The sequence below is a fragment of the Tepidiforma sp. genome, from assembly GCF_026419595.1.
Lineage (GTDB): Bacteria > Chloroflexota > Dehalococcoidia > Tepidiformales > Tepidiformaceae > Tepidiforma.
Genome location: NZ_JANZZD010000006.1, coordinates 89,235 through 108,032, shown reverse-complemented (window position 1 = coordinate 108,032; position 18,798 = coordinate 89,235). Strand labels below are relative to the sequence as shown.

Below are 18,798 nucleotides of genomic sequence, written 5' to 3'. Positions count from 1 at the left end.
CGTGCGGCGGCTCATCGGCGCGGCCATCGCTCCCGAACGGCGCACCCTCGCCCTCGTCCTCGCCATCCTCGCCGTCTCCGTCTTCGTCGCCTTCGCCACCGGCTTCTGGCTCCTCTTCCGCCTCGTCTACATCATCGCCCTCGTCCTCCCGCTCGCCTGGCTCTACACCTGGTGGAACACGCGCAACCTCGAGGCCGCTGCCGACCGGCGCACCGCCCGCGCCCAGGTCGGCCAGGAAGCCCTCGAAGTCATCGACGTCCGCAACACCTCCTTCCTCCCGAAAGTCTGGCTCGAAATCGAAGACCCCTCCGGCCTGCCCGGCCACCGCTCCCGCCGCATCGTCACCATCCCGCCGCGCCGCTCCCGCAACTGGATGGTGACCACCCCGCTGCTCCGCCGCGGCCTGTACGAATGGGGCCCGCTCACCGTCACCGCCGTCGACCCCTTCGGCATCTTCCGCCGCACGCGCACCTTCGGCGAAGCGCAGCAAATCCTCGTCTACCCTCCGGTGGTCGAGCTCCCCCACTTCCAGGCGCCGCCCGCCAACCTCCCCGGCGAAGGCCGCTTCCGCCGCCGCACCCACTACGTCACACCGAACGCCGCCGGCGTCCGCGAATACGCCCCCGGCGATGCCTTCAACCGCATCCACTGGCGCTCCACCGCCCGCACCGGCGAACTCATGGTCAAGACCTTCGAGCTCGACCCCGCCTCCGACATCTGGGTCATCCTCGACCTCGAACGCCGCGTCCACGCCGGCTCCGGCGACGACTCCACCGAGGAGTACGCCGTTCGCATCGCCGCCAGCGTCGCCCGCCACTACATCGTCGCCAACCGCCCCGCGGGGCTCATGCAGTTCGGCCGCGACCTCCGCATCCTCGAACCTGAGCGGGGCCAAAACCAGCTCACCCGCATCCTCGAAACCCTCGCGACCGCCAGCGCCGTCGGCGATGCCCCCCTCGGCGCCCTCCTCCTCGAGGAGCAGCGTCGCTTCGGCCGCCATACCACGCTCATCATCGTCACCGCCTCCACCGACGACCACTGGCTCACCGCCATCCAGTCCCTCACCCAGCGCGGCGTCCGCGCCGCCGTCGTCCTCGTCGACCCCTCGACCTTCGGAAGCGACCGCTCGCCGCTCCTCCTCTACGGGCAGCTCACCGCATCCGATATCCTCACCTACGTCGTCCGCCGCGGCGATGACCTCTCCGTCGCCCTCGGCCCGGCCGGCGCAGGAGGTGGCGCATGGCAGGCCTGAACCCCACCATCGAGCGCGGGCCCGTCCGCAGCGCCGGGTCCGTCGCCCTCAACCTCCCGCGCGTCGTCATGAGCTGGGAGGACTGGCTCACCTTCGCCGTCGCCGTCATCACCTTCGTCGCCATCGGCCACTCCCTCGAGCAGGCGAACTGGGTCGACGGCATGCCGCCCTTCATCCCGACCGTCCTCGCCGGCCTCGCCATCGGCATGCTCACCGCCCGCACCCGGCTCCACGCACTCGCCATCCACCCCGTCGGCCTCCTCGCTGGTGCCGTCGTCGTCGTCCTCGTCGCCCAGACCTACGCCGACGGCCCCACCCTCGCCGACCGCCTCGCCGACTTCCGCGTCCGCATGGTCGAATGGTTCCACGTCGTCCGCGCCGGCGACATCTCGAACGACAACCTCCCGTTCGTCACCCTCGTCCAGGGCACCACCTGGCTCGCCGCCTACCTCGCCGCCTGGTGCCTCTTCCGCTGGCACAACGCCTGGCTCGCCCTCCTGCCGGGCGGCTTCATCCTCCTCACCAACATCTCCTTCCTCGATGGCCAGCCCACCGGCGATTTCGTCGTTTTCCTCTTCGGCGCCATCGTCCTCATCTCCCGGGTCCACCTCCAGAAGCACCTCGCCCGCTGGCGCGCCGAAGGCGTCGATTACCCCGAGTTCATCTCCGTCAGCCTCATCCAGCTCACCGTCGCCGTCGCCGCTGCCCTCGTCGTCCTCGCATGGTGGCTCCCCCTCGGCAACCAGGCGAAGGCCGCCGAATCCGTCTTCGATACCCTCGCCCGGCCCTTCACCTCCCAGTCCGACCAGCTTGTCCGCCTCTTCCACAACATCGATTCCCGCCGCGGCGCCAACCTCCACACCTTCGGCAACACGCTCCCCATCCAGGGCGATGTCACCCTCGGCTCGAAGCGCCTCTTCGAAGTGAACAGCGCCCAGGCCGGCCTCCTCCGCGCCACCAGCTACGAGGTCTACACCGGCAACGGCTGGAAAGCCGGCGACCGCGACTCCGCCCGCGTCGACGCCCGCGAACTCGCCGTCGACGCCCGCTCCGCCACCTACGAAGCCCGCACCACCGCGATCCTCCGCGTCAAGCTGCTCTCCTCCGAGAGCACCATCCTCACCCCGGGCGTCCCCCTCGCGGCGAATCTCGATACCCGGGTCGACACGGCCCCCGGCCAGGCCGGCGACATCGAACGCATGCGCAGCCGCGTCGCCCTCGGCCCGGACGACACCTACAACAGCTTCGGCTCGGTCTCGACCGCTACCGCTGCCCAGCTCGATGCCGCCGGCACCGCTTACCCCGACTGGGTCGCCGAGCGCTACCTCCAGCTCCCCAACTCGCTCCCCCAGTCCGTCCGCGACGAAACCCGCCGCATCATCGCCGAATCCGGCGCCCGCACTCCCTACCAGCAGGCCAAGGCCATCGAAGCCTACCTCCGCTCCTTCCCCTACGACCTCGCCGTGCCCGCGCCGCCGCCCGGCCGCGACGCCGTCGAATTCCTTCTCTTCGACCTCAAGCGCGGCTACTTCGACTACCAGTCCTCCGCCATGTGCGTCATGCTCCGCACCGCCGGCATCCCCTGCCGCGTCGCCGTCGGCTACGTCCTCACCCCTGGCTCTGGCGACGAGACCCTCTACACCGTCCGGAAGAGCGACGCCTACTCCTGGGTCGAAGTCTTCTTCCCCTCCTACGGCTGGGTGGAATTCAACCCGACCTCCGACCGGCCCGAAGGCGGCGCCGGCGGCCTCAGCCAGCCCCTCGTCCCCTCCGACCCGTTCGTCGAACCCTCGCTCGAAGAGCTCTTCGGCCCCGACTACCTCGACCCGACCGGCGGCGCAGGTCCCGTGCAGGAGGCCCTCGCCGAAGACCCCGTCATCAACCAGCGCTTCAACTGGCTGCTCGTCATCATCCCGTTGAGCATCCTCGCCCTCGTCGCGGCCGCGGCCGTCGGCCTGCGCGTCGCCTGGAACTGGGGTCTCGCCGGCCTCGATGAGCGCGCCCGCCTCTGGGCCCACACCCAGCGCCTCGCCGGCTGGGCTGGCCTCGGCCCGCGCGCCCCCGAAACCCCGCGCGAATGGTCGCGCCGCCTCGGGCGCACCATCCAGCGCGAAGAGCCCGCCATCCGCCTCAGCCAGGCCTACGAAGAATCCCGTTACGCCCGCCCGGACCAGCACCGCGTCGACGACGCCGAGGCCGCCGCCTCCTACCGCTCGCTCCGCGGCGCGCTCCTCGGCCGGCTCTTCGGCCGCAAAAAGCCCCGGCCATGAGCGAACCGGTCCTCCCTGCCGCCGCCGTCGAGACGCCGCTCGGCTGGGCTGGCGTCGCCGTCAGCCCGGCCGGCATCCGGCGCGCCACCCTCTTCCACCGCACCCGCGACGCCTGCCTCGGCGAGCTCCGCGCATTCGGCGCCGTCGAAGCCCAGCCCGCCGAACGGCCGCCCCTCCTCGCGGCCGCGCTCGAGCGCCTCGCCGCCTACGCCGCCGGCGACCCGGCAGCCCTCGGCAGCTTCCCCGTCGACCTTCCCCCGGACCTCCCCGCGGCCTCCCGGCGTGTGCTCCTCGCCCTCCGCGCCATCCCGCCCGGCGAGGTCCGCAGCTATGGCTGGCTCGCCGAGGCCGCCGGGCTCGGCCGCGGCAACGCGCGCGCCGCCGGCGCCATCATCGGCGCCAACCCCGTCCCCCTCTGGCTTCCCTGCCACCGCGTCGTCGCCGCCGACGGTTCACTCCACGGGTTCGCCGGCGGGCTCGCCATGAAGCGCCGCCTCCTCGAACTCGAAGGCGCCCTCCCCGCCCCGCTCCTCCCCTGAGCGGCGCGTCCCCTGCTCCCGGCCAGGTGCGAAAGGGGGTGCCGGTCCGCGGCACCCCCTCCCTTCGTGGCGGCGGCTCGCTGGCCGCCCTCGGCTCAGGCGTCCCGCCAGGCCTTCATCAGGTGCGTGTACGGGAACCACGCCGTCGGGCGGTAGTTCTCGATGTTCGCATCCCAGAAGTACGTCCGGGTGTCCGTCGAGAAGTAGATTTCGTACTGCTCCTCCGCGACGTGCTCCTCGATCTGCCGCACCGTCTGCAGCCGCTCCTCCCAGACGAACTGCCCGCGCTGCTTGTCCATCAGGTCCTCCAGCTTCGGGTCGTTCACGTACGAGAGGTTGATGCGGCCGCGCTGCGGCTTCATCGTGAACCGCTCCGTCACGAAGTCCAGCCAGTAGGCCACCGCCCGCGGGCTGTGGCCCATCCCCTCGTACTGCCCCTGGTACGTCGTCGAGATGTACTGCGCGTACGGCTTCACGATCGGCGTGATGTTGATGCCCAGCTGCTTCAGCTGTGCCATCGCGAGTGTGGCCGTGTCCACGTACGCCTGCGTGTAGATCGCCGCGTCAGCGTGCTCCCACGTCGTGTCGATGGTCTTGCCTTCCCCGATCGCCGCCGCGAGCAGCTTCTTCGCCTCCGCGAGGTTGTACTCCCAGTACTTCGCCTGCGGGAGGTCCTTCACCTGCCGCGCCCACGGGTAGCCCACGTGGTACAGCTGCTCCGGCACACCCTCGCCCTTCGAGATCGCGTCCCGGATCGCCTTCCGGTTGAGCGCCATCGAAATCGCCTGCCGCACCCGCTTGTCGTTGAACGGCGGCTTGTCGGTGCGCAGGTAGATGTACCCGCCGATGCCCTGCGTCTCCTCGAACTTCGCGTCGGGGCGCGCCGCCTTCAGCTGGTCGCGCTCCGTCGGCAGGAAGAGCCACGTCAGGTTCACCTGCTTCGATGAGAAGTCCGCCACCCGCTTCGCCTGGTCCGTGACGATGAGCGCCGTCACGTCGTCGAAGTACGGGTACGGCTTGTCGAAGTAGTCCGGGTTCTTCTTGTAGCTCAGGCTCACGCCCGTCTTGAACTCCGTGTGCAGGAACGGCCCCGAGCCGATCATCTTCGTCGCGACGTCCTGCGATTCGGCCCACTCCTGCGGGCAAATCCATGCCCCGAGGTTGCCGCCGAGGTAGAACACCAGGTCCGCGTACGGCTGCTTCGTCGTGATCCGCACCGTCTGGTCGTCCGGCGTCTCCACCTTGTCGATGAACGCCAGCCCCGTCTTGTGCACCGACTTCTCGTACGTCTTGTACCGGTTGTAGGCGTACGCGATGTCCTTCGAGGTCACCGCCCGGCCGTTCACCGGCGCGACGTTGTGGAACTTCGCGTTCGGCTTCAGCTTCACGATGAACGTCAGCGTATCCGGCTGCTCCGGCATCGCCTGCGCGAGGTCCGGCTCCATGGAGTTGTCCGCGGGCGCCACGTCCGGCGTGCCCGCCTTGAACCGGAAGAGCTTCGAGTAGCTCAACCCGTGGTTGTAGGCCGCGACGAACGACGTTTGCGTGTAGGGGTCGAGGCTCGGCGGCGGCGACGAGATCTGGAAGGTCAGGCTCCCGCCCGGCTTCGGCTGCTTCGCCGGGGTCGGCGTCGCCGCGGCCGTCGGCAGCAGCCCGGGCCCGCTCCCGCCGCCGTCATCATCGTCCCCGCCGCCGCACCCCACCAGCGCCATCGTCGCGGCCCCCGCCCCGGCCAGTGCCGTCCCGCGCAGCGCGGTCCGGCGGCTCAGCTTTCGCCGAAGCCAGTAGTTGTCCCGTTTCTCCATGGTTCTGTCCTTTCCCCTGGTTTGGAAGCAGCGGGCGCTGCGATTCCCCGTATCTATTACGACGATTGACGCAATCTTGGATCGAGGACATCCCGGAGCGCGTCCCCGAACAGGTTGAACGCCAGCACCGCGATGCTGATCGCGGCCCCCGGCACTACCGCCGTCCACCACGCTTCGAGCCACACCTGCCGCATCTCCTGCAGCATCCCGCCCCAGCTCGGGTGCGCCGCATCCGCGATGCCCAGCGCGAGGAAGCTCAGCGCTGCCTCCGCCAGGATCGCGTTCCCGACCTGGATGCTCGCGATCACGATGATCGGCGCCGCCACGTTCGGCAGCACGTGGCGCCACATGATCCGCACCGGCCCGTTCCCCAGCGATTCCGCCGCTTCGACGTATTGCAGGTTCCGGATGCTCAGCACCGCCCCCCGCACGATGCGCGCCGTCGTCGGCGTGATGATGATCCCGATGGCCAGGCTCACCATGAGGAACGACCGCAGGCTGTACCCCCGCTCCGGGTTGAAAATCGACAGGAAGAAGATCGCCAGCACGAGCGGCGGGAACCCGAGCACCACCTCGATCGCCCGGCTCACCAGCATGTCCACCCACCCCCGGAAGAATCCCGCCACCATCCCGAGCAGCGTCCCCAGCACCGTCCCGATCGCCACCGCCGCAAACCCGATGCCCAGCGAAATCCGGCTCCCGATGATCACCCGGCTGAACATGTCCCGGAACAGGTTGTCCGTCCCGAAGGGGTGGCTCAGGCTCGGCGGCTGCAGCCGCGGGTTCTTCACCGGGTCCACCGCGTCGGCCGCCTGCGGCGCGATCACGTTCGCCCCGATCGCCACGAGGATCAGCAGGATGCACACGACCCCCGCCGCGGCCCCGAGCGGTTTCTGCCGCGCAATCCGCCACAGCCGCGCCAGCCGGCCCGGCCGCCGGGGGAGCGCCCCCGCAATCACTGGCGCCGCCGATACCGCTTCCGCACTCATCACGCGTACCTGATCCGCGGGTCGAACCACGCGTAGCTCAGGTCGACCAGCAGGTTGATCGTCACCAGCACCGCCGCGAAGAACAGCACGAGTCCCTGCACCTGCGGGTAGTCCTTGATCGTCACCGACGTGAACGTCAGGAGCCCCAGCCCCGGCAGGCTGTAGATGTTCTCCAGCACCACCGTCCCGCCCAGCAGCACCCCGAACTGCAGCCCGAACAGCGTGACCACCGGGATCATCGCGTTCTTCAGCGCGTGCCGGAGCACCACCATCCGCTCCCGCAGGCCCTTCGCCCGCGCCGTCCGGATGTAGTCCTGCCGGAACACCTCCAGCATCGAACTCCGCGTCACCCGCGCCAGGCTCGCGCTCAGCGCCAGCCCCAGCGAAATCGCCGGCAGGTACAGCTGCTCGAGGTTTTTCAGCGGGTCTTCCCAGATGTCGACGTACCCCACCGGCGGCGCATATCCCCACCACTTCGCCGGGAAGACGATGAGCATCGTCCCCAGCCAGAAGCCAGGGATGCTCAGCCAGCCGATGGACAGCACCCGCAGCGCGTAATCCAGCGCCGAATCCTGCCGCACCGCGCTGATCACCCCGATCGGGATCGCCACGATCAGCGCGAAGAAGGTGCTCAGGATGGTCAGCTCCAGCGTCAGCGGGATCCGCGTCCGGATTTCCGTCCAAACGTCCCGCTTGCTGATGATCGTCGTCCCCCAGTCCCCCGTCAGCACCCCGCCCATGTACACGAGGTACTGCGTCACGAGCGGCTTATCGAGCCCGAGGTCCTCCCGGATTGCCTGGCACTGCGCCTCGTCCACGTCCGGCGTGTTCAGCACGATCTTGCACACGTCCCCCGGGATCATCCGCACCGCCGTGAAGACCACGATGCTGATGACGAACAGGACGACGAGCGCGAGCAGCACGCGCTTGGCGAGGTACTGTCCCATGCCCCCTGCCTTGTCTCCCCGGTAGGGGCCGGCCGGGCGGCTGGCCCGGGGATTGCGGCATTCTGGAAAGCCCGGGATCAATCGTCAAGGTCTATCGGGCCGATAGTTCCGACCCGTCTAACCGACGAACGCCGCTCGCTTCACCCGGCGTTTCCGCTCACCGGAGCCGCGTCACCGGCCGCAGGAACGCCATCGCCAGCAGCCCGACGACGATGCACAGCGCCACGCTCGAAACCACCGTCGCCCGCGGCCCCCACGCGCTCGCCTGGATGCCCGCCTGCAAGTACCCCGCCGGCACGCTCGCCGTGAACGCCAGCCCGTACATGCTCATCACCCGGCCCATCATCGCCCGGTCTGCCTGCTCCTGGAGCAGCGCCACCGCGAAGTTGATGAACACCGCCGGCCCGAGCACCCCCGCTGCGAAGAGGCACGCCATCGCGACGCCCAGGTTCGGCGCCAGCCCGTACGCCAGCGTGAACGCCGGCCCGAACACCAGCGAACTCGCCAGCAGCAGCCCCCGCCGCCGCACCCGCACCGCGCTCAGCAGCAGCGACCCGGCCACGATGCCCGCCCCGAACGCCCCCCACAGCAGCCCCACCCACCGGTCCGCTGCCCGGAATTCGTCCTCCACCATCAACACGATCGTCACCGCGAACGGCCCCATGATGAGGACGCCCGGCACCGTCCCCAGCGCGAGGATGCCCAGCAGGGTCGGCTCCCGCCGCACGTACCGCAGCCCCTCGACGAGGTCCGCACGCACGCTCCGCCCCGTCGGCACCGGCCGGTCCGTCGCGATCCGCCAGAAGAGCAGCGAGGCCAGCGCCAGCAGCACGACCTCGGCCCCGAACGCCGCCGTCAGCCCGAGGAAATCCGCCGCCAGCCCGCCGAACGTCGGCCCGCCGAACTGCAGCGTCGCCATGAACGCCAGCGTCCCGAAAATCGCGCCGTTCTGGATCTGCGGCTGCGCGAGGATTTGCGGCATCATCGCCTGCCGCGCCGGGTTCGTGAACGCCCCCGCCGAGCCAACGACCGCGGCCAGCAAGAAGACCGGCCACACCGCCCGCACCTCCAGGCCCGCCAGCGCGACGTACACCAGCGAGACCGCCGCCGCCACGAGGTACGTCCGCACCAGCACCCGCCGCCGCTCCACCCGGTCCGCTACCACCCCGCCCAGCAGGGCCAGCGCCGCCCCCGGCAGCGTCTGGCAGATGAGGGCCGCCGCGATCGCCGCCGCCCGCTGGTCCTCCGCCACCCGGTCCCGGATGAACAGCGGCACCGTCACCGCCTGGATGCCGACCCCCATCCCCGCCGCGACCGATGCGAACCACCACGCCCGGTACTTCGCCACCGTGAACGGATTGCGCGAAATCCCCGCCGCGGGGACCTCTGCTGCTGCGGCTGCTTCCCGGGCCATCGGCCCGCCAGTCTACGTTAACGTTCGATGAAGCGCTCGGCCGCCCCCGGGGCTCATTCGTCGTGGGCGAACACCACGGCCCCCAGCGGCGGCAGCACGATCCGCAGCGCATACGGCCGCCCGTGCGCCGGCTCCGCCTCGGCCTCCACGCCGCCGAGGTTCCCCATCCCGCTCCCCCCGTACTCCGACGCATCGGTGTTCAGCACCTCCCGCCACGTGCCCCCGTGCGGCACGCCGATGACGTGGCTCACCCGCGGCACCGGCGTGAAGTTCAGCGCCACCGCCACCTCCCGCCGCCCGTCCGGCGACCGCCGTAAAAAGCTCAGCGTGCTCTGCTCCGCGTCGGTGCAGTCGATCCACTCGAACCCGGCCGGGTCGTGGTCCGTCGCGTGCAGCGCCGGCAGCTCCCGGTACAGCCGGTTCAGGTCGCCGACCAGCCGCGCCAGCCCGGCGTGCCGCTCGAACCCCGCGAGGTGCCACTCCAGCTCCCGCTCGTGGTTCCACTCCGACCACTGCCCGAACTCCTGCCCCATGAACAGCAGCTTCTTCCCGGGCAGCGTCCACTGGTACGCCAGCAGCAGCCGCAGGTTCGCGAACTTCTGCCAGTCGTCGCCCGGCATCTTCCCCAGCAGCGACCCCTTCCCGTGCACCACCTCGTCGTGCGAGAGCGCCAGCACGAAGTTCTCTGTGAACCCGTACAGCGCCCGGAACGTCAGCAGGTTGTGGTGCCACTTCCGGTGCACCGGGTCGTGCCCGAAGTACAGCAGCGTGTCGTGCATCCACCCCATGTCCCACTTGAAGCCGAACCCCAGTCCGCCCATCGACGTCGGCCGCGAAACCATCGGCCACGCCGTCGATTCCTCCGCCACCGTCTGTGTCCCCGGCGCCAGCAGGTAGACCGTCTCGTTCAGCCGCCGCAGGAACCGGATGGCGTCGAGATCCTCCCGCCCGCCGAAGACGTTCGGCTCCCACTCGCCCGGCTTCCGCGAATAGTCGAGGTACAGCATCGAGGCCACCGCATCCACCCGCAGCCCGTCCGCGTGGTACATGTCCAGCCAGAACATCGCGCTGCTCAGCAGGAACGAGCGCACCTCGTGCCGCCCGTAGTTGAAGACGAGGCTCCCCCAGTCCGGGTGGTACCCCCGCCGCGGGTCCGCGTGCTCGAACAGGTGCGTCCCGTCGAACCGCGCCAGCGCGAACGCATCATCCGGGAAATGCGACGGCACCCAGTCCAGGATGACCCCGATGCCCGCCTGGTGCAGCGTATCCACGAGGAACATGAAGTCCTGCGGCGAACCCCACCGGCTGCTCGGCGCGAAATACCCCGTGACCTGGTAGCCCCACGACCCGTAGAACGGGTGCTCCATCACCGGCATCAGCTCGACGTGCGTGAACCCGTGCGCCGCCGCGTACTCCGCCAGCTGCGGCGCCAGCTCCCGGTACGTCAGCATCTCCCCGCCCGGCCCCCGCCGCCACGACCCGAGGTGCACTTCGTAGATCGCCATCGGCCGGTCATGCCGGTTCACCTCCCCTCGCCGCCGCATCCAGTCGCCGTCGCCCCACGCGTACGCGAGGTCCGCCACGACCGACGCCGTCGCCGGCGGCACCTCCGCCCGGTACCCGAACGGGTCGGCCTTCCACAGCTCCTCCCCCGTCTCCCGGTTCTTCAGCCAGAATTTGTACCGGTCGCCCGGCTTCGCGCCCGGCACGAACCCTTCCCACACCCCGGAAGCGCCGAGGCAGCGCAGCGGGTTCGCGCCCGGCCGCCAGCCGTTGAAGTCGCCGACGACCGCGACCTCCCGCGCGTTCGGCGCCCAAACCGCGAACCGGACGCCCGCCGCGCCGCCCTGCTCGCACGGGTGTGCCCCCATCAACCGGTACAGGCCCGCATGGTTCCCCTCGTTGAACAGGTACAGGTCCTGCTCGCCGAACGCCGTCTCGCCATCGCTCCTGCTCACAATCCCTCCTGCGCCGCTGCGAGCAGCAGCCCCCGCAGCGGAATCTCCGCCCAGTCCGGGCGGTGGTCCAGCTCGTACCCGAGCTCATAGAACGCCTTGTCCAGCACGAACGTGTCCAGCAGGAACCGGTGCTCTTCGTCGCTGCCTCCCGGCAGCCCGTTCGCCCGCGCGGCCGCGAAGTACCCGTCGAGATACGCCCGGCTCGTCCACAGGTACCAGGCCAGCGCCCACCGCTCGAGGTCCGTCCCGGTCCCCGCCGCGTGCCCCTCGACCACCTGCCGCAGCCCCGCCCGGCTCGCGTAGTGGAACGACCGCACCATCCCGGCCACGTCCCGCAGCGGCGAGCGCCGCAGCCGCCGCTCCCCCAGCGACCGCGCCGGTTCGCCTTCGAAGTCGATGAACACCGGCTCCCGCCCGTTCACCAGCACCTGCCCGAGGTGCAGGTCGCCGTGGCACCGGATGCGCAGGCTCTCCAGCTTCCGCCGGGCCACCTGCTGCAGCCGCTCGAGCAGCGCCGGCTCCTTCTCCAGCACCAGCCCCGCCAGCGCCACCGCCTCCGCGCTCAGCGTCGGCAGGCACCGCCGCAGCGCCCGCAGCGAGCGCCGCGCCTGCACCCGGAAGCCCTGCGCCAGCGCACGCTGGTAGAACGGCGTGTACCGCTCGGGCGCGAAGTCCGGGTGCGCGATGCCCGCGAGCGCGGCGTGTAGCTCCGCGGTCCGCCGCCCCAGCGTCTCCGCGAACTCGAGCCATCCCCCCGCGAACCCTGCCAGCCCCTCCGGCGCCGGCCCCAGCTCCAGCGGATGGTCGGCCTCGCTCACCTTCGGCGCCTCGAGCCGCGCCGCCGCCACCTCCTCCAGCATCCGCTCCAGCTGCTCCGTCGCGAACGTCCACGCGTCGTACTGGTGCGGTACGGCCGCCTCGATGACCGCCGCGACCGCCGGCCGCGCTCCGTCCCGCACGTACTCCACGTACCCCGCGAGCCGCGGCACCATGCCCGCCGCCGGCGTCTTCGCCAGCAGTTCGCCCAGCTCCACCTGCGGATGCACCCCCGGCTCGAGTCGCCGGATCGCCTTGAAGACGAATTGCCCCGGGTAGTGCACCGAGGTATTGCTCTGCTCCGCCCGGCCCAGCACCGGCATGCCCTCGACCCCGTTGAACCGCGCGCCGGGCTCCGGCACGAACACCAGCCCGCCCCGCTCGCCCGCCAGCCGCGTCCGCGCGCGGAACAGCCCCGGCAGCGCGCCGCACACCTCCGGCAGCGCCAGCCCGTCCACCAGCAGCCACCGCTCGCCCGCGGCGTTGCGAATCTCGGCCGCGACCGCCCACCCGGCTGCGGCCTCCACCCCGCCTCTCCGCCCCTCCGGCACCAGCGAGAGCAGCAGCCCGAACTGGTCCGGCTCTCCCTGCTCATATTCCACCAGCACCACGGCGAAGGCCGTCGGCGGCAGCCCCCGCGCGCGCAGCGGCACCCGGTCCGCGACCCGCACCCGCCGCGGCCGCCGCGTCAGCCCGCCGAACCAGCGCCGCGCCGGCACGTACTCCGCGAGCACCGCGTCCAGCGCCGCCCGCCGCCCGTCGAACACCTCCTCCGGGCTCACGTCGACCGCGATCTCCGGCAGCACCGGCTCCGCCCGTCCGTCCGCGCCGGGCGCCGCCAGCTCGAACCAGTAAAACGAGTGCGGCCCCAGCGAGAGGAAGTACGGCTCGCTCCCCACCCGGGGGAACCGCCCGTTGCCGAACAGCTCCACCGGCTCCGTCCCTGCGTACGCCCCGAGCGACAGGTGCGCCGCCTGCGCGAACCGCGACAGGTTCGCCACCACCAGCAGCCGCTCCCCCGCGTACTCCCGCACGAACGCCAGCACCCGGTGGTTGTCGCACTCCACGAACTGCAGGCTCCCCCGCGCGAACGCCGGGTGCCGCCGCCGCAGCCCGATCAGCCGCCGCATCCACCACAGCAGCGATGACGGGTTCGCCTGCTGCGCATCCACGTTCACCGATTCGTAGTGGTACTCCGGGTCGATGATCACCGGCAGGTACAGCTTCTGCGGGTTCGCCCGCGAGAACCCCGCGTTCCGGTCCGCGCTCCACTGCATCGGCGTCCGCACGCTGTCCCGGTCGCCGAGGTAGATGTTGTCTCCCATCCCGATTTCGTCGCCGTAGTAGATCACCGGCGTCCCGTTCAGCGAAAACAGCAGCGCGTTGAGCAGCTCGATGAGCCGCCGGTTGTTCGCCAGCAGCGGCGCCAGCCGCCGCCGGATGCCGAGGTTCACCCGCGCCCGGTCCTCCGCCGCGTACACCCGGTACATGTAGTCCCGCTCTTCGTCCGTCACCATCTCGAGCGTCAGTTCGTCGTGGTTCCGCAGGAACAGCGCCCACTGGCACGTCTCCGGGATCGGCGGCGTCTGCTCCAGGATCTCCGTCGTCGGGAACCGGTCCTCCATCCGCACCGACATGAACAGCCGCGGCATCAGCGGGAAGTGGAACGCCATGTGGCACTCGTCCCCGTTCCCGAAGTACGCCACCGCGTCCTCCGGCCACTGGTTCGCCTCCGCCAGCAGCATCCGCCCGGGGAACTTCGCATCGACGTGCGCCCGCAGCTCCTTCAGGAAGGCGTGCGTCGGCGGCAGGTTCTCGCAGGTCGTCCCCTCCGCTTCGAACAGGTACGGCACCGCGTCCAGCCGGAACCCGTCCACCCCCAGCTCGAGCCAGAAGTCCGCCACGTCCATGATCTCCCGCCGCACCCGCGGGTTCTCGAAGTTCAAATCCGGCTGGTGCGAATAGAAGCGGTGCCAGTAGTACTGCCCCGCCACCGGGTCCCACGTCCAGTTCGACCGCTCGAAATCCTTGAAGATGATCCGCGCGTCCGCGTACTCCGCCGCCGTGTCGCTCCAGACATAATAGTTGCGGTAGGCGCTCCCCTTCGGCGCCCGCCGCGCCCGCTGGAACCACGGGTGCTGGTCGCTCGTGTGGTTGACGACCAGCTCGGTAATCACCCGCAGCCCCCGCGCGTGCGCCTCCCGCAGGAACGTCTTGAACTCTGCCAGCGTCCCGTAGGCCGGGTGTATCTTCCGGTAGTCGGCGATGTCGTACCCGTCGTCCCGCAGCGGCGATTCGTAGAACGGCAGCAGCCAGACCGCCGTCACGCCCAGCTCCTGCAGGTAGTCCAGCTTCGCCGTCAGGCCCGCGAAATCCCCGACGCCGTCGCCGTTCCCGTCGTGGAACGCCCGCACGTGCAGCTCGTAGATGACCGCGTCCTTGTACCAGAGCGGGTCGCCCGTGAGCACCGCCGAACGTTCCGCGCGCGAAGCCGTCGCCCGGGTCATCGGACCTCCTGCGCCGGTCACAACGCGCGGCCGGCCCTTTCAGTTTCCCCGACGCCCGCGCCCCGGACCAACTCCGCCGGTAAACTGCCCCGAATGCTCCAGCGCATCGACCACCTCGTCGCCCCCGTCCCCTCCCTCGACGCCGCCGAAGCGTACGAACGGCTCGGCCTCGCGCTCACGCCGCGCACCGTCCACACCGGCCGCGGCACCGCCAACCGCGCCGCCTTCATCGGCCGCTCCGCCGCCGATTTCGTCTACCTCGAACTCCTCACCGTCGAAGCCCCGGCCGCCCTCCCCGCCTCGCGCGCCGTCTACGCCGACATCGCCGCCCACGGCGGCGGCCTCGCGGCCATCGCGTTCACGGTCGACCGCCCGCTCGAAGCCGCCCTCGCGCCGCTCGCCTCCGCCGGCGCCGCCATCGACCGCGCCGGCGTCCGCGCCGAGGACGGGCGCCTCCTCGTCGATGCCGCCCTCGCGGCCGGCCTCTCCGCCATCCCCTTCCCCGTCCTCCTCGTCGACTACCCCGGCGGCCTCGAGGCCCGCTTCGAACGCTCCCGCGGCCTCGGGCGCTTCGACCACCGCTTCCCGCTTGCCCGGCTCGACCACCTCGCGGTCCTCGCCCCCGACCTCGACGCCGCGACCCGCGCATGGGTCGACCTCCTCGGCCTCGTCGTCGCCGGCGAAATCACCGCCCCCGGCATGGTCATCCGCCAGCTCCGCTGCGGCGATGCCGTGATCGAACTCCTCGCCCCCGCCGGCGATGCCAGCCCGCTCGCCGGCCGCCCTGCCGCGCTCCTGCCCGTCGCCGCCTGGGAGGTCGCCGGCCCGCTCGAAGCCGCGGCCGACCTCGCCCGTGAGCGCGGCTTCACCTGCCCGCCGCCGTCGCCCGGCGTCATCCCCGGCACCCGCCGGACCACCATCCCTGCCGCCGAGCTCGGCGGCGTCGCGATGCAGCTCCTCGAATACGCCGGCTGAGCCGTCCCCGCGCCTGCAACCTCCCTTCCCCCGAGATGCACCCGTAGGGGTTTCCCCCTAGGGCGAAAACCTGATCGAAGCCCCTCCGCTTCGCGCAGGGGCGGGAGCATACGATGGATACGCGCCCGGTCTCCGGCCTCCTCGGCGCCGCCGCCTACCGCCCGTTCCTCCCCGGCAACGGCTCGCCCGTCGTGCGCCACCCGCCGCCCGTCGCCGACGTCGCCGATACGGTCGAAATCTCCCCCGAAGCCCGCGAACTCGCCGACCGCTTCGCCCGCCCCTTCCCCCGCGACGGCTACTGGGACCAGGTCCGCTACGACCCTCCCCACACCGACGACCCCGACTTCCCCTGGGAAGTTGCCCACCAGCAGTGGATGGAGATCGTCGACCGCGTCTTCTGCAAACCCGGCGACCCCGCCGAACCCGGCGCCGCGGCCCCCGGCTCAGCCCCCGCCTGACGCCGCGCCGAAGAACGAGAACAGCTCCGGGTACTTTTTCAGGCTCGCTCCGCCGTCGATGTACAGCGTCTGCCCGGTCATCAGCGACGACACATCCGACGCCAGGTAGAGCGCCAGCCCGGCTACGTCCTCCGGCTCACCGGCCCGCCCCAGCGCCGTCTCCGCGATGAAGGCGGCCTCCAGCCCCGGCACCGCCGTCATCGGCGCCGTCGCCGGCGTATGGATGAGCCCCGGCCCGATCGCGTTCACCCGGATCCCGTGCCGGCCCAGCTCCAGCGCCGCCACCTTCGTCAGCATCGCCACCCCTGCCTTCGCCGCGCAGTAGGCCGCGAACCCCTCCGTCGGCTGGATCGCATTCAGGCTCGCGATGTTGATGATGCTGCCGCCCTGCCCCTGCGCGATCAGCTGCGCCGCCTCGTGCTTTATGCACAGGAACGTCCCTGTCAGCGAAATCCCGATGACCCGCTCCCAGTCCGGCAGCGGGTACGCCTGGATCGGCGAGAACCCGCCCACGCCGGCGTTGTTCACCGCGATGTCCAGCCGCCCGAACCGCCGCACCGCCTGCGCGACCATCCGCTCCACCGCCGCCTCGTCCCGCACGTCCACCTCCGCCCCGTCGACCTGGTTGTGCCCCAGCTCCCCGATGAGCCGCCCGATGCCCGCCGGGTCGACATCGCCCACGATGACTCGCGCCCCTTCCCGGACGAACGCCACCACGATCGCCTTCCCGATGCCCGAAGCGCCGCCCGTGACGATCGCGACCTTGCCCTCCAGCGAACCCATCGTCCGAACCTCCATCGCTGCTCACGAAACGGCCCCGGCGCATCCGCCGGGGCCGCCTGCCGTCGAATCCGCCGCCTAGAGGTACTTCCGGAACCAGGCGAGCGTCTTCTCCCACGCATCCTTCGCCGCCGCCGGGTTGTACTGCGGCTCGGGGTGCTCATCGTTGAAGAACGCGTGCTGCGTCCCGGGGTACGTGATGAACTCGTGCGTGATGCCCCGCTTCTCCAGCTCCGCCTTGTAGGTCGGGATGTTCGGGTTCACGAAGTCGTCGTGCTCCGCCCAGATGCCCAGCACCGGCGCCGTCAGCCCGTCCCAGTTGTACTTCACCATCGGATGGCCGCCGTAGAAATCGACGCACGCGCCCACGTCGCCGTCGCTGTTGCACGCCGCGAACAGCGAGAGCGCGCCGCCCATGCAGAACCCGACCGTGCCGACCGGCCCGCCGGTCAGCTCTTTCAGGTAGGCCACCGCACCCTTCAGGTCCGCCTCCGCCCGCTGGATGTTCAGCGCCATCAGCAGCTTGCCGGCCTCGTCCGGCTCTTTCGTCACCACGCCGTGGTACAGGTCCGGCGCCAGCGCGACGAACCCCTCGTTCGCGAACCGGTCCGCGATGCCTTTGATGTTGTCGTTGAGCCCCCACCACTCCTGGATCACGATGACGCCCTTGCCGGACCCCGAGGCCGGCTTCGCAAGGTAGCCGCCGCACGTCCCGCCATTGGCGGCGAAGGTCACCATCTCTCCCATCGGTCTCGACTCCTTTCCCCCGCAGCCGCGGGGCCGAAACTTCGCGCCGATAGCCTACCCGCTCCCCGTTTCCGCGTCAGCCTCCGCCAGCGCCAGCGCGATCTCCTCCCGCACCCACGCCTCCTCCTCGACGCCCAGCCGGGCTGCGAGCAGCTCGCGCACCGCCGCGCCCGTCCTCGCCCCGAGCCGCCCCAGCGCCCACGCCGCGTGCCCCCGCACGAGCGCTGACGGGTCCTCCAGCGCCCGCGCGAGCACCGGCACGTCGCCCGGTCCGCCCGCGTTCCCGAGCGCGATGCACGCGTTCCGCGCCATCCCCTCCCGCTTCGCCCGCATCAGCGCGGTCCCCCGGTAGCGCGCTTCGAACGCCGCCTGGTCCATCTCGATGAACTGGCGAAGCGCCGGCCAGGCCCGGTCGGCGTCCGCCGCCGCCAGCTCCGGGTCTGCCTCCCACCGCCCGGCCCCGACCGGGCACGCGTCGAGGCAGTCGTCGCAGCCGAACACCCGCGCGCCCATCTCGGCCCGCAGCTCCCGCGGGACCGGCCCCCGCAGCTCGATCGTCAGGTAGCTGATGCAGCGCCGCGCATCGACCGTGCCGCCGTCCTCCGCGATCGCCCCCGTCGGGCAGGCCGCGATGCACCGCCGGCAGGCGCCGCACGTCTTCTTCAGCGGCGGGTCCGGATCCAGCTCCAGCGTCGTCGCGAGCACCCCCAGCAGCACCCACGGCCCGAACCCGGGCGCCAGCAGCATCGTCGACTTCCCCAGCCAGCCCAGCCCGGCCGCCGCCGCGTACGGCCGCTCGAGCAGCGGCCCGTAGTCCACCGTCGCCCGCGCCTCGCAGCCGAACTCCTCGCGCAGCCGCCGCACTACCTTCCGCAGGCGCGATTCGAACACCCGGTGGTAATCCCGCCCTCGCGCGTACCGGGCGACGATGCCCCGCGCCTCCCCATCCCCCGGCGGCGCCGGGTCCGGCCCCCGCGCCGGCAGCGCGACGACCACCAGGCTCCGCGCCCCCGCGAGGAACCGCCCCGGGTCGGTCGCCCGCTCAACCCAGTCCGCGTCCATCCACCGCATCTCGCCGAACAGCCCGGCCTCCAGCCCGCGGAGCGCCGCCGCCCGGGCCCCCGCCGCCGGCTCAGCCCGCGCGATCCCGGCGAGCGGGAACCCTGCCTCGCGGCAGACCTCCTTCACCCGCGCCTCGAGCTCCCCGGCCACCTCTCCATTGTCGCGCCTCCCCCGCCGGCGCGCCGTCCAACATTTCGCCGTGATGTCGAAGATGCTTCGCGCGACAACATTGCATGCCAGCGTAAGACTTGCCATTCCGCGCTCTTCGCGCGCCAAAAA

14 protein-coding genes are annotated in these 18,798 nt (G+C 71.2%); 5 read left to right on the top strand and 9 right to left on the bottom strand.

The annotated features are described in order from the left end of the window. Position 1 precedes the first annotated feature (1 nt). Genes N2041_RS05265 through N2041_RS05255 form a run of 3 tightly spaced genes read left to right on the top strand, consistent with a single transcriptional unit; the run spans position 2 to position 4,061 of the window. Positions 2-1,252: a DUF58 domain-containing protein gene (locus N2041_RS05265; protein WP_297676547.1), complete on the top strand. Its 1,251-nt coding sequence runs from the start codon at positions 2-4 to the stop codon at positions 1,250-1,252. Further along, complete coding sequence (locus N2041_RS05260; RefSeq protein WP_297676545.1) at positions 1,240-3,522, top strand: transglutaminase domain-containing protein; 2,283 nt, start codon at positions 1,240-1,242, stop codon at positions 3,520-3,522. The genes N2041_RS05265 and N2041_RS05260 overlap by 13 nt, the downstream gene beginning before the upstream one ends. Next, positions 3,519-4,061, top strand: a complete 543-nt coding sequence (locus N2041_RS05255; RefSeq protein WP_297676543.1) for a methylated-DNA--[protein]-cysteine S-methyltransferase — start codon at positions 3,519-3,521, stop codon at positions 4,059-4,061. The genes N2041_RS05260 and N2041_RS05255 overlap by 4 nt, the downstream gene beginning before the upstream one ends. A gap of 95 nt (positions 4,062-4,156) precedes the next feature. Here N2041_RS05255 and N2041_RS05250 read toward each other — a convergent pair whose 3' ends face one another. From N2041_RS05250 to treS, 6 genes are all read right to left on the bottom strand, one after another. Continuing rightward, a complete protein-coding gene (locus tag N2041_RS05250; RefSeq protein WP_297676541.1) occupies positions 4,157-5,866 on the bottom strand; it encodes an ABC transporter substrate-binding protein in 1,710 nt (569 codons plus the stop codon). 56 nt (positions 5,867-5,922) lie between these two features. After that, a complete protein-coding gene (locus N2041_RS05245) occupies positions 5,923-6,855 on the bottom strand; it encodes an ABC transporter permease (RefSeq protein ID WP_297676539.1) in 933 nt (310 codons plus the stop codon). Further along, positions 6,855-7,802, bottom strand: coding sequence for an ABC transporter permease (locus N2041_RS05240; protein WP_297676537.1), 948 nt, complete (start codon positions 7,800-7,802; stop codon positions 6,855-6,857). The genes N2041_RS05245 and N2041_RS05240 overlap by 1 nt, the downstream gene beginning before the upstream one ends. A gap of 157 nt (positions 7,803-7,959) precedes the next feature. Continuing rightward, entirely contained in the window at positions 7,960-9,216 is a 1,257-nt protein-coding gene (locus N2041_RS05235; RefSeq protein ID WP_297676535.1) for an MFS transporter, read from the bottom strand. Positions 9,217-9,269: 53 nt separating this feature from the next. Beyond that, complete coding sequence (glgB, locus tag N2041_RS05230) at positions 9,270-11,174, bottom strand: 1,4-alpha-glucan branching protein GlgB (protein WP_297676533.1); 1,905 nt, start codon at positions 11,172-11,174, stop codon at positions 9,270-9,272. Continuing rightward, positions 11,171-14,497 (bottom strand): maltose alpha-D-glucosyltransferase, encoded by a 3,327-nt coding sequence (gene treS / locus N2041_RS05225; RefSeq protein ID WP_297676532.1) that lies wholly within the window; start codon positions 14,495-14,497, stop codon positions 11,171-11,173. The genes glgB and treS overlap by 4 nt, the downstream gene beginning before the upstream one ends. Positions 14,498-14,590: 93 nt before the next feature. Between treS and N2041_RS05220 the strand changes: the two genes are divergently transcribed. Continuing rightward, on the top strand, positions 14,591-15,472 hold the full coding sequence (locus N2041_RS05220) for a VOC family protein (RefSeq protein WP_297676530.1): 882 nt from the start codon (positions 14,591-14,593) through the stop codon (positions 15,470-15,472). 113 nt (positions 15,473-15,585) lie between these two features. Next, the gene (locus N2041_RS05215) at positions 15,586-15,930 is read left to right on the top strand and encodes a hypothetical protein (RefSeq protein WP_297676528.1); all 345 of its coding nucleotides are present in this window, start codon (positions 15,586-15,588) and stop codon (positions 15,928-15,930) included. On the opposite strand, the gene N2041_RS05210 is transcribed toward N2041_RS05215, so the two are convergent. The 3 genes from N2041_RS05210 to queG form a co-directional block, all read right to left on the bottom strand. Further along, positions 15,916-16,713 (bottom strand): SDR family NAD(P)-dependent oxidoreductase, encoded by a 798-nt coding sequence (locus tag N2041_RS05210; protein ID WP_297676526.1) that lies wholly within the window; start codon positions 16,711-16,713, stop codon positions 15,916-15,918. The genes N2041_RS05215 and N2041_RS05210 overlap by 15 nt on opposite strands. Positions 16,714-16,788: 75 nt before the next feature. Beyond that, on the bottom strand, positions 16,789-17,457 hold the full coding sequence (locus tag N2041_RS05205; RefSeq protein WP_297676524.1) for a dienelactone hydrolase family protein: 669 nt from the start codon (positions 17,455-17,457) through the stop codon (positions 16,789-16,791). 54 nt (positions 17,458-17,511) lie between these two features. Further along, on the bottom strand, positions 17,512-18,669 hold the full coding sequence (gene queG, locus N2041_RS05200) for a tRNA epoxyqueuosine(34) reductase QueG (RefSeq protein ID WP_297676522.1): 1,158 nt from the start codon (positions 18,667-18,669) through the stop codon (positions 17,512-17,514). Positions 18,670-18,798 lie beyond the last annotated feature (129 nt).